The organism is Planctomycetota bacterium (assembly GCA_039182125.1).
In the GTDB taxonomy this organism is placed as follows: domain Bacteria; phylum Planctomycetota; class Phycisphaerae; order Tepidisphaerales; family Tepidisphaeraceae; genus JBCDCH01.
Map to the genome: position 1 here is coordinate 1 of JBCDCH010000105.1, position 10,524 is coordinate 10,524.

The 10,524-nt window shown below is 65.0% G+C and carries 13 protein-coding genes and 1 pseudogene; 4 read left to right on the forward strand and 10 right to left on the reverse strand.

Going from position 1 to position 10,524, the window contains the following annotated elements:
* A partial coding sequence (locus AAGD32_17615) for a glycosyltransferase 87 family protein (GenBank protein ID MEM8876066.1) occupies positions 1–1,347 on the forward strand: 1,347 nt, incomplete at its 5' end.
* 7 nt (positions 1,348–1,354) lie between these two features.
* Here the strand turns inward: AAGD32_17615 and AAGD32_17620 are convergent.
* From AAGD32_17620 to AAGD32_17665, 10 genes and pseudogenes are all read right to left on the reverse strand, one after another.
* A pseudogene (locus tag AAGD32_17620) lies at positions 1,355–1,585 on the reverse strand (type II toxin-antitoxin system HicA family toxin).
* Entirely contained in the window at positions 1,575–1,784 is a 210-nt protein-coding gene (locus AAGD32_17625; GenBank protein ID MEM8876067.1) for a type II toxin-antitoxin system HicB family antitoxin, read from the reverse strand. The pseudogene AAGD32_17620 and the gene AAGD32_17625 overlap by 11 nt, the downstream one beginning before the upstream one ends.
* Positions 1,785–1,787: 3 nt before the next feature.
* Positions 1,788–2,390 (reverse strand): hypothetical protein, encoded by a 603-nt coding sequence (locus tag AAGD32_17630; protein MEM8876068.1) that lies wholly within the window; start codon positions 2,388–2,390, stop codon positions 1,788–1,790.
* Between the two features lie 11 nt (positions 2,391–2,401).
* Positions 2,402–2,737: a hypothetical protein gene (locus AAGD32_17635; GenBank protein ID MEM8876069.1), complete on the reverse strand. Its 336-nt coding sequence runs from the start codon at positions 2,735–2,737 to the stop codon at positions 2,402–2,404.
* A gap of 12 nt (positions 2,738–2,749) precedes the next feature.
* On the reverse strand, positions 2,750–3,361 hold the full coding sequence (locus AAGD32_17640; GenBank protein MEM8876070.1) for a hypothetical protein: 612 nt from the start codon (positions 3,359–3,361) through the stop codon (positions 2,750–2,752).
* Positions 3,361–4,857 (reverse strand): hypothetical protein, encoded by a 1,497-nt coding sequence (locus tag AAGD32_17645; protein ID MEM8876071.1) that lies wholly within the window; start codon positions 4,855–4,857, stop codon positions 3,361–3,363. Before AAGD32_17645 ends, AAGD32_17640 begins: the two co-directional genes overlap by 1 nt.
* A gap of 91 nt (positions 4,858–4,948) precedes the next feature.
* Positions 4,949–5,755, reverse strand: a complete 807-nt coding sequence (locus AAGD32_17650) for a zinc ribbon domain-containing protein (GenBank protein ID MEM8876072.1) — start codon at positions 5,753–5,755, stop codon at positions 4,949–4,951.
* Positions 5,756–5,786: 31 nt separating this feature from the next.
* Entirely contained in the window at positions 5,787–6,164 is a 378-nt protein-coding gene (locus AAGD32_17655; protein MEM8876073.1) for a hypothetical protein, read from the reverse strand.
* A gap of 12 nt (positions 6,165–6,176) precedes the next feature.
* Positions 6,177–7,247 (reverse strand): serine/threonine-protein kinase, encoded by a 1,071-nt coding sequence (locus AAGD32_17660; GenBank protein MEM8876074.1) that lies wholly within the window; start codon positions 7,245–7,247, stop codon positions 6,177–6,179.
* Positions 7,244–7,639, reverse strand: a complete 396-nt coding sequence (locus AAGD32_17665) for a hypothetical protein (protein ID MEM8876075.1) — start codon at positions 7,637–7,639, stop codon at positions 7,244–7,246. The genes AAGD32_17660 and AAGD32_17665 overlap by 4 nt, the downstream gene beginning before the upstream one ends.
* A 142-nt stretch (positions 7,640–7,781) precedes the next feature.
* Between AAGD32_17665 and AAGD32_17670 the strand changes: the two genes are divergently transcribed.
* The 3 genes from AAGD32_17670 to infA are packed head-to-tail and all read left to right on the forward strand — an operon-like array spanning position 7,782 to position 10,516.
* Positions 7,782–9,149: a GGDEF domain-containing protein gene (locus AAGD32_17670; GenBank protein MEM8876076.1), complete on the forward strand. Its 1,368-nt coding sequence runs from the start codon at positions 7,782–7,784 to the stop codon at positions 9,147–9,149.
* Positions 9,150–9,176: 27 nt separating this feature from the next.
* Entirely contained in the window at positions 9,177–10,250 is a 1,074-nt protein-coding gene (gene rsgA, locus AAGD32_17675) for a ribosome small subunit-dependent GTPase A (protein ID MEM8876077.1), read from the forward strand.
* Positions 10,251–10,288: 38 nt separating this feature from the next.
* On the forward strand, positions 10,289–10,516 hold the full coding sequence (gene infA, locus AAGD32_17680; protein ID MEM8876078.1) for a translation initiation factor IF-1: 228 nt from the start codon (positions 10,289–10,291) through the stop codon (positions 10,514–10,516).
* Positions 10,517–10,524 lie beyond the last annotated feature (8 nt).

The window sequence follows — 10,524 nt, forward strand, 5'->3', positions numbered from 1 at the left end:
CTCAAAACGACGCCGACCGACGCGGTGAAGCTGCGGCCACGCAACAGCGCGCTGATCATCCTGCTCGGGACGGCGCTACTGCAAACGGTCGCGATCGTGCTGATGCCGCCGGCGCTCAGCGATGACGCGCTGCGCTACCGGGCCGACGGAAAGCTCTGGCTGCTCGGCGAATCGCCGTACGCACACACACCCGCGCGCCTGCGCGAGATCGCCGAGGATGACAACGAGTTCGAGCTGGACCTGCTCGATGCGGCGGTGCCGTTCCAAGACATCAAGACAATTTATCTTCCGGTATCACAGGGCGCGTTCGCGGCGACAGCGGCGTTGGAGCTTGCGATGCTACCGATGCCGCAGACGGTGCCCCCGGACACGCAGATCGGTTGGCGGTCGATCGTGGTGGATCTTCCGCTGGTTCATCGGCTATTGCCGATGCGGCTGATGTGTGCGCTATGCGTCATCGGCTGCGCCAGCGTGCTCATCACGATGTTGCATGACGCACGTCGGAGTGTGTGGTGGGCCGTCCTGCTCGCATGGAACCCACTGACCATCAGCGAAGCCGCGGGTAACGGACACCAGGACTGGCTGGGCATCCTGCTGGTGTTGATCGCGCTACGCCAACTCCAGCACGACCGCGGCAGCAGAGCCGGCATCGCGCTTGGGCTGGCGGCACTCGTGAAGCCCCATGTGCTGATCCTGCTGCCCTTCATGCTGCGACGCGCGTGGAACCGCCACGGCTTCGCGAAGGCTGCGCGGCAACTGCTCGCGACATCGACCGTGATCGCGCTGGTCGTGCTCGCGGTCATGCCGTGGCAGAACGGTTTCGCCGGCTGGTTCGAGACGATGACGAAGTTCGCCGGCGAATGGGAGGCGAACGGCCTGCTCTATCGGCTCACCGTCGATGGCCTGACCGACCCCGCCGCCCAAGGTCAGGACGCCTTCGCCGCCAAAGCCGCGGCACGGGCCGGCGCGGTGATTCTCCTCTCGGTGGCGTGGCTCGTGCTGTGGATCACGCGGGCGTCGGTGGCCGGCGCGGGATACGTGCTGTTCACGCTCGCGCTGGCGGTCTCGCCGGTCGCGTATCCGTGGTACCTGGGTTGGTCGCTGGCATTGGTGCCGCTGATCTCGACCTACCCGCGACTCGCCGGGCTGACGGTGCTGACGTGGTCAGCGACCATCGTCGTCGCGCACAACCTGTGGGACCAGCAAGCCGCAACAGGCATGTGGCGGTTGCCGTACGGCCTGCTCTGGTGGCAATACGCCCCGGTTTTTGCAGTGGCTCTGCTGGAGCTGAGTTTGGTGAAGCGCCAACCGATGGCGCACCAACTGGGGCGCAGGCCGATTCCTTGAACGGGATTCACAGCAGGCGACGAAGGTCGTCCATTGTGAGACGAACGTCCCTCAGAATCTTCGCAAGCAACCCAACGCCGAGCGGTTCGTTCCCATGCACCGGCACACTGGTGACCCGACCGTCCTCGTGACGAAGACGAACGTGACTACCGCGTTACCGCACAACATGGAACCCGACTTTACTCAGAGCGGCGATGAGCTGCCGCCCGGTCACCTGGGGGCGCGGCTCATGCTTCACCCAGCACGCGTTGAACGGCGATGAAATCTGGCGATTCGGGTTCTTCGTCTTCGAGGCAGAGCTCGATGACCTCACGGACCCGAACCTCGAGTTCCTCAAGAGTCGGTGCTTGTGTGTAGCAACCTGGCAGCGCAGGAACTTCAGCGACGAAGATGCCGTCGGAACCACGTTGCACGATGACGTCGAAGGCTCGCTTCATGATTCAATCCTTCTCTTTCGCCACGCCCAGCTCGCGTTCGAGTTCGCTTTCGAGTTCGTCGAGCTTGCCGAGCTCGGCGCGTTCCTCGGCGACGACGTCGGCTTCGATCAGGCGGTCGATCTCGTCGTCGGTGACGAGTTCTTCGCTGCTGGCGGTGCTCATGCCGCCGGTGTCTTGCATGGTGTCGAGGAACAAGTCCATGCGTTCCTCGACCGACTCGGCCTGGGTCATCGCCTTCTCGAAGTCGGCCTGGGTCTTGGTCAGGTCCATCTCGCCGAACGCCTTGCCGATCTCGGCGGCGATGAGGTTCATGCTCTCGGCGAACTGCTGACTGCTGCGCGCTTGCTGCTGGACGAGTTGGGCGTTCTTGATCGCGAGCAGTTGTCGCTCGAGCATCTTCTTGACCGTGGCGGTCTTCTTGAGCGCGTTGCGGATGAAGAGGTACTGGTCGTTGTCGCCGATCTTGCGGGCCTGCTTGGCGTGCTTGATGAAGTCGTCGGCGAACTTTTCCTGTTGTCGGATCGACTTCTCGATGGACTTCACGCCGCGGCGGATTTTCATCTCGCGCTCGATGCGGCGTTCGTCTTTGCTCTTGAACAAGCCCATGCGCGCGGTTCCTACTTCTTCTTGTAGCGGACGGTGGCGATGAAGAACAGGGTGATCACCAGCGGGATGCCCAAGACGCTGACCCACATGATGGTGAGCCAGATGTTGAAATCGCCGAGCGTGACGCGGGTGGATTCGGGAGCTTCCTCCTCAGTGTCGCCTTCGTCGGTTTGAGCAGCCTCGGTTTCGGCCTCCGTTTCGGCCTCGGCGGCTTCGTCGGTCGACTCCGTGTCGGCTTCCGACTCGATCACTTCAACCTCGGCGGCCGGTTCGGGCTCGGCGGGATCCTGCGCGAGGACCGTCGTGGCGGGGAGCAGCAACGCGATGAGGATCAGCAGCTTGGTCATGTCGAGAACAGTCTAGCGGGGTTCGGCGGAAATCTGGCGTTGGCGGACGGCCTTGTCGGCTTCGGCGAAGGCTTCCTCGTCCTTGACGTTGCCGCGATCAAGGTCGGCCCAGATGTCCATCAGCTCTTGGCCCGGCTCGCCGAGGGTTGCGTTGATCAAGGCGGAGCGATCGCTCTCGGTACCGATCTCGAGCAGTTCGTCGAGCTGTTCGAGGTACATCTCCTGCGACACGTCCTCGCGTTCGATGAGTTCGGTGATCTTGGCGGCGTCCTTCGGGGCGAGCTTGAGTCGGCCGAGTGCTTTGCCCTTGTTCTCGTTCTCGCGGAGCATCCGCAGGCGTGTGACGGTGAGCAGCTCCTTACCGCGAATCGTGAGTTCGCGGGCGCTGAGCAACTGCTCCTGCGTCTTCATCTCGAAGTCTTGGGCGAGTGCCCGGCGTAGCTCCGGCGACTTCGTCTCGGCACCCTGCTTGAAGAGCTTCTGCTTTGCGTCGGCGGCGTCGCTGATCTTCTTCATCAGGCGGTCGCGCTGCTTGGTGATGAGGATTTCCTCGCGGCGCAACTCCTGGCGCGTCAGCTCGCTGAGCGTTTTGTTCTTGCCGAAGAGCTTGTCGATCAGGGCCATCAGCCGGCCTCCGGTTCGACACGATTGGGCGAGCTCGGCACGGGCGGCGGCGACGTCGGCTTGGCTGCGGTTTCAGTCTCACGCTTGGGCGTCACCGGCGTTTGCTGCGGGTCGGTCTCGGCGCTTTCCTCGGCGGGCGGTTCGAGCTCGGCCAGCAGTTCCTCGTAGACCGACTGCTCCTCGCTCGTCATGCCGCTGACTTCCGGCGGCAGGACGCTGTCGGCCAGTTCGTTGCCGGCCTGCAAGTCGGCGAGGACCTCCTCGGCCTTGGCCGCGTCCTCGGCGATCTCTTCCACGTCGGGCAGCTTCGCCGTCTCGCCCTGCTTGAGCAGCTCCAAATTATGCAGGTGCGTGCCGACGACGTTCACCTGCTGATTCAGCACCTGCATGAGCTGCTGATTGCGGGCGATGTCCTTGCGGAGTTGGACGAGTTGGGCGGTGATGCGTTGGCGGGCGATCTTGGAGGCGTCCTTGAACTCGCCGCGCAGCTCGGCCTCCTTCGCCTCGAGCACGCCGATCTCTTCGAGGCTGCCGTCGCGCTGCTGGGTCAGGGCGGCCCGGCGTTCGGAGAGGTACGCGACCTTCTTCTCGACGTCGCCCTTTTTACCGAAGATTCCAAGCAGTCTGTCCATCATCGCCATCGACGGTCCCTTCACGCTCGCGGCATCACCGCTGAGTCCTTCACGATACAGCACGGGTACGCCGTCGAGGGTCTTCACCCGCAGATTCGTGGATTGTTTCGCCCACGCCTTGGCCTCGGCTTCGACGATCGACGCCGGCAGGTGCAGGTCGTCGGCAACCTTCTTCAAGGACACGCCGCCGGTGATCAGGTCGGTCTGTCGGGCTTCGAGAGTCTCGCGCACCCGCCGACGTTTGTCGGCATCGCCCTCGGGGTTGAACACCTTGCGCAGATCGGCGTGGGTGTCCGGGGCATGCACCAGCCAACCGCCGGCGACGTCCGGCTCGATGAGCACGGTCGTGGTCCGGTCCGAGGTAACCGCCAACTGCCGGGCCTCGGGCGTGAAGCCGCTGGTCGAAACCAGCACCTGCGTCATCGGCCCGGCGACACGCGTCGGCGGCGGCACCTCGCGGAGTCGACGCTTGACCTCGTCGCTGGTCAGCGGGGCCGGCGAGACGCCCTGGATCAGCTCCCGCACCGGCGGCATCGAGAGCACCCGCATGTGGCCGAGCTTGGTCGAGAAAAACACCAACTGCCGACCGACCAGCGACACGTCGACCACCTCGCCGCGCGGCAGACGTTGCTGGAGGTCGAAGTCGGCGACGTCGAGGTCGACCATGAGCCGTTTGTGCTCGTTGGTCTGATCGAATCGGCGGACGTCACGCTGGAGGTTGACGACCTGCTGTCGGCCGCGGCGGGTGTCGATGGAGAGCGTGCGATCGCGGCCGGTGAGTTCACCGGCGATCAGCGCCTCGACGTGGCGCATGACCTCACGCTCGGCGTCCTTGTGTCGGGATGGGTCGGCGCTGTCACGCATTTTTCTTCATCAGGTACCAGACCAATGTGATTGCCGCCAGCAGCCAACCGATGACCGAGAGGATGGCGTACATGCGGCCCACGGCAACATCTTAGGTGACCAGCGTCACCTTGCGAGCCTGCACCCCACACTGGGGACAGAACTTCGCCGTGGGCGAAAGGTCGGTCGCGCAGCGTGGCGTCTGGCATTGTCGGATGTTCGCATGCAGCCGCGGCGGCGGACCGTCCAGCAGATCCGGCTGCGCACGCACACCGGCGGCCAAATCCACCGACCACTTTCGGCCGTTCTTGTCGACTTCCTTCCGCAACACGCCCGAACCCAGGATCGCCGGGATCGCCCAGTACCACCCGACCGCCAGTGCCAGGACCGCGCCGACGAACAAGGGCGGCTTCGGCGTCGGCAGCGCGGTAGGCACCGTCTCGGAAAGCCCGAACTGCCGAACAACGCGTGCCACCAGGTGATGATGCAGGAGCATGTCCAACGCGATCGCCAGATACCCGGCCACCGCGAGGCCGACGTATGCGAAGAACCAGGGGTCGTGGCTCCACAGCGTGAGCCGGATGCGTCCGGTGTAGAGCGACCACGCCAACAGTGCCGCTTGTGCGATGGCGATGAGCAGGACGAGTCCCGTCAGCTTCGGACCACACCGATCGGCGTCATCCCGGTGATCCGGCAGGCCGCGTGCGGCGAGATAATCGGCGAGGTGCCAGAGCCGGGAGCGTTGCCCGCGTGCCTGCTGCTGCCAGACGAAACGGTCGTAAAGCAACGGTCCGATGCCCGCAGTGGCGAGGGCGAACACGAACGTCTTGGGCCCGCTGAGCGGCTGCTTACCGCCGACGGGCCGTTCGAGCGACGCGACGATCGCCCCGCCGCTGTGGACGGTGGTCGGCGGCGGCATGTGCCGAAAGCTCGCCGGCATGACCGGCGACTCAGGCGACATAGTCCACCTGCGGCTGGTGCGCGACGCGCCGTTCGGTCGGTTGGGTCGAGCGCGGCGGGTAGTGGTAGTGGTCCCCGCCCCACACGCTCAACGATGAACCGCACCGGCCACAAAACCGTGCGTTGGTCGGGTTGAGCGCCAGGCAGTTCTGGAAGCCGCAGCGCGTGCCTTGCCGGGAGTACTGCGGCTGGACCTTGCCGGGCGGTGTCATCGGCGGCTGACGGTGTCCGCCAAACAGCCAACGCACCGGCAGCAGCAAAATATACAGCACGAACAACGCCACCTTGAGCACCGCCCAGATGATGAAGAACACCGACGCCAGCGCGACGGCGGCGATGAAGAAAAGCGGAATCACGATCGGGTCCATGGCGTGCCTCCGTTATGCCGTCGCAGCGGATGAATCGGTGGACCGGCGCAGGTCCTCGCCGCAGAAGATGCAGAACGTGTCTGTGGATGCGGGAAACGCGCCGCACTTGCCGCAACGGCGAACCTGGGCGACGAGTTGATGGCCGCAGTGCATGCAGAACTGGTCGTCGCCGTTGACATTGCCGCCACACTTCGGGCAGCTACCGGGTGGCTTGACGTTGCCGACGACCTCGCGGGTCGGCGGGGGCGGTGCCGACTTCGGAATCGGCGGAATCACACCGACCGACGCCAGCGCCGCATCCATGGCCGCCGCGTTTGTGTAACGCTTGTCGAGGCGGGCGTAGCTCTTGCGGAAGACCTCGTCGAGTTCGCGCGGCACCGTTTCAACCACGTCCGACGGCAGGTCCGTCCCAGCCGGCTTCTCGCCGGTGAGCATCTCGTAGAGCACGACGCCGCACGAATACAGGTCGGCTCGACCGTCCACCTCGCCGCCGGCACGTTGCTCGGGGGCCATGTAGTCCAGCGTCCCGGCGATCTGGCGTGCCTGCTCGTCGCCGGCGTCCATCGAGTACGCGATCGACTGGGCCATCTTCGCACCGCCACGCAAGCCCAGGCCAAAGTCGGTGAGCTTCACCGAACCAGGGGCGTGCAGTTCTTCGCCGGCGATGAGGATATTCTCGGGTTTGACGTCGCGGTGGATGACGCCGTTGGCGTGGGCATGGCCAAGGGCAGCGAGTACTTGCCGCATGACCGCGATTGTTTCCTGGGCCGAGAGCCGAACCCGTTCGGACATCAACGCCCGCAACGACCGACCCTCGACGAACTCCACGACGAGATACGGCACCGGCGCGAACGGATCGAAGCCGAGCGCTTTGGTGATGTTCGGATGCGTGAGCCCGTGGATGGCCGTGCCCTCCTGTTGGAGGCTGCGCAGGTACTGCGGATCGGTTGGCACCTTCACGGCGACAACCTGATCGTGCCAGACATGATGGTGCGCCCGCCAGACCTGGCCGAAGGTGCCCTCGCCGACGACGCGGTCGAGCACGTATTCACCGATGCGTTGTCCTGCGTTGACGCTGCTCATCCTGCCACTTTCTCTGCGATCCAATCGCAGGCGAAGAGGTTGTAAACGGCGGCGAACAAAACCGCGGCCGCCGCCATGCTCCATGCAAACGCCCCGCCGAAGTTCCAACCAAACAGCCACGACAACGCCACCGCCTCCAACGCGGTCAACGTACCCACCAACGCGAAGCCCGCCGCATTCGTGTCGGCTTTGGCCACCCTGCCGATGACCGCGAACCCTGCCCACGGGAGAAACAACACCGCCAGCAGCCAGCCAGCCGCCGCTCCGACGCCGCCGACCAACGCGTCGCGGCTTTCGGGCTCCATCTGCCAAAATCCGATCGCCGCGACGATGACCGCGAGGGTCAACGCGGCGGTGAGGATTTTGCCGGCCGTGCTCTTGAGAAACTCCATGCGGAATCCAGTCCTGTGCCAGAATCATAAACCACCGCAAGCCCATGCCCGCTTACAAAATGGTGTCATCCTCCTACAACGTCCGACATTCGGGCGGGTTGCAAGGTACACTGCAAATGGAGACCGAGAGAAGCACATGAGTATGCGCCTGCGCACAGATTCCGACCCGCCGACCGAGTCCGCGCCGCGCAAGGTGCTGGTCATCGGTGACGCCGCCCGCCGGGTGAGCCAATCCATCAGCGACGCCTTGCCGCATGCCGAGGTCGAGACGGCCGAAACCGTGTTCGACGGCATTGCGGACCTCCACGCGACCCATTTCGACGCAGTCGTCACCGAGATCGGACATGTCGATGAGCGGCCGGAAGCCGCCACGAATGCCCTGCGCGAGGCCTGTGACCACGAACAAAACACCCGACATTTCCTGTTGGCCGATGCCGAGCACGAGCCGCTGGGCCGGTCGCTCGTTGAGACCGGCGTTGCCGAGGATTACGCGATGCTGCCCGCAACGTCGGGCGACCTCTCGGCGATGCTCACAGGCGTGCCCGTGTCGCTGCCCGACCAACCGCTGGATACCCCCGGCCCCCTGGACAACCCCGGCGACGACCCGCTGCTGCCGCTGCGCCGACTCACCGTGGCCGAGACGTTTCTCAAAGCCCAGACGCTTCGGCCGGGTCGGGCGCTGCACGCGGTCGTCGACGTGCTCAACGAAGCATCCGGCAGCGTCGTGGCGCTCAGCCTCGAGCAAGACCCACCCGCGCCACGAGAGGGCCACCTCGACCTGCGTCATCCGCTGCGCGACGCTTCGCTAACACTGCGACTGACCACGCCGGCGGACGTCGACGCCAACGACGCCGAGGTCTTCTTCGCACGCCTCGCCGGCAACCTCGACCAACTCGCCAAGCTCGACCAACGCCACGAGGCCCTGCAACGGCTGGCGTACTTCGACGACCTCACCGGCATCCACAACGGCCGGTACTTCCGCTGGTTCCTCAGCCGCATCCTCGACCGAGCCCGCCGTAACTACTTCCCCGTCACGCTGCTGCTGTTCGACATCGACAATTTCAAGCAGTACAACGACAAGTACGGCCACGCCGTCGGTGACGACATCCTCCGACAGACCGCCCAGCTCATGCGCCGTTGCTGCCGGGAACACGACTGCGTCGCACGCATCTCCGGCGACGAGTTCGCGGTGGTGTTCTGGGAAAAGGAAGGCCCCCGCGAGCCCCACGATCCCGAGCACGCCACGACCAACCGCGTCCCGCAGACCCCGTTGGCCATTGCCAATCGCTTCCGCCGGCTGCTCTCCGACAGCGATTTCCCCGCCCTGGGTCAATCGGGCCGGGGCAAGCTGACCATCTCCGGCGGTATGGCCGTCTTCCCTTACGACGCCCACACCGCCGAGGAACTCATCGACGCCGCTGACAAAGCTCTCATGTTCAACGCCAAGCAACACGGCAAAAACAGCATCGCCCTGGTGAGCGGGGCCAACGGAAACGGTCACGGACACTGATCGCCATCGGTTTGCTACCCTCTAGCCGTGCCCCGACGTCCGCGGAACAACAACCTGACCGACCAGTTCAAGGACGGCGAGCTCTCCGACCACGCGGCCGACGAGCTTGGCGGGCCAAAGCAGAAGTACGGTCGCCGCTCGCGGCACGCCGACACCGTCAAGGCGAAAAACACCGCCGAGATGTTCGAGAAGAAACGTCGGGCGGCGGCGGACAAGTTGCCGCTGGGGCGGGTGGTGCAGGTGTACTCGCTGTTCTTCGATGTCGAGAGCGACACGGAGGAGCCGCACCTGTGTACGGCGCGCAAGACGATCCAGCGCGTGGCCGAGACGGAGATCGTCGTCGGTGACGAGGTGCGGTTCGACAAGACCGGGGGGACGGTGAAGATCCCGGGCGCTGACGATGACACGCCGCTGCGGGCCGAGGGCGTGATCGAGTTCGTCGAGCCGCGGCGGACGGTGCTCATGCGGACCGACCCGCTCGACGAAGCCAAGCAGGACCCGATCGTGGCCAACGCCCACGGCATGCTCATCACCGTCGCCCTGCTCAACCCCTGGCCACGCTGGGGGTTGGTCGATCGCATGCTCATTGCCGCCAAGGCCGGCGGTCTCGACGCGACCGTCGTGCTCAACAAGATCGACCTCGACGAAAACGGCGCACTGGCCGACGCGCGTGAAGTGCTCGCCCACTACCGAACGCTCGGCGTCGACTCGATCGAGTGCAGCGCCGAGACCGGCGTCGGCCTGGATGCGTTGCGTGATCACCTTGCGGGAAAGGAGACCGTCCTCGCCGGGCACTCCGGCGTCGGTAAGTCCTCGCTCATCAACGCGATCGACAACACGCTCGACCTGCGCGTCGGCGCGGTCAGCGATGCCCACGACAAGGGCATGCACACGACGACCTCGGCCCGGCGGTTGCCACTTTCGTTTGCCGACGGTGCGGTGATCGACACGCCGGGCGTGAAGGTGTTCGGGCTCTGGGGCGTGACGCCAGAGAACCTGCTGGAGACGCACTTTCCCGACGTGGCCGACCAACGTGCGCCGCAGTGGCGTGTCGAGAGTTATGAGCGCGTGCGGGAGTCCGTCACGCCCAAGTACGATTAGCAAAATGCCGGGCATTGCCCGGCCTACGATGGAAATGAATGGCCAGAGACGCAGACAGTATTGAAGTCGAAGCGACCGTGACCCAGGCGTTGCCCAACGCCATGTTCAAGCTCAAGCTCGACGAAATGGATTCCGAGATCCTCGGCATCATCAGCGGGAAAATGCGCAAGCACTACATCCGCATCCTCCCCGGCGACCGGGTGAAGGTGCAGATCTCCCCGTACGACCCGAGCAAGGGACGCATCACGTACCGCATGCGGACGTGAGGGTTGAG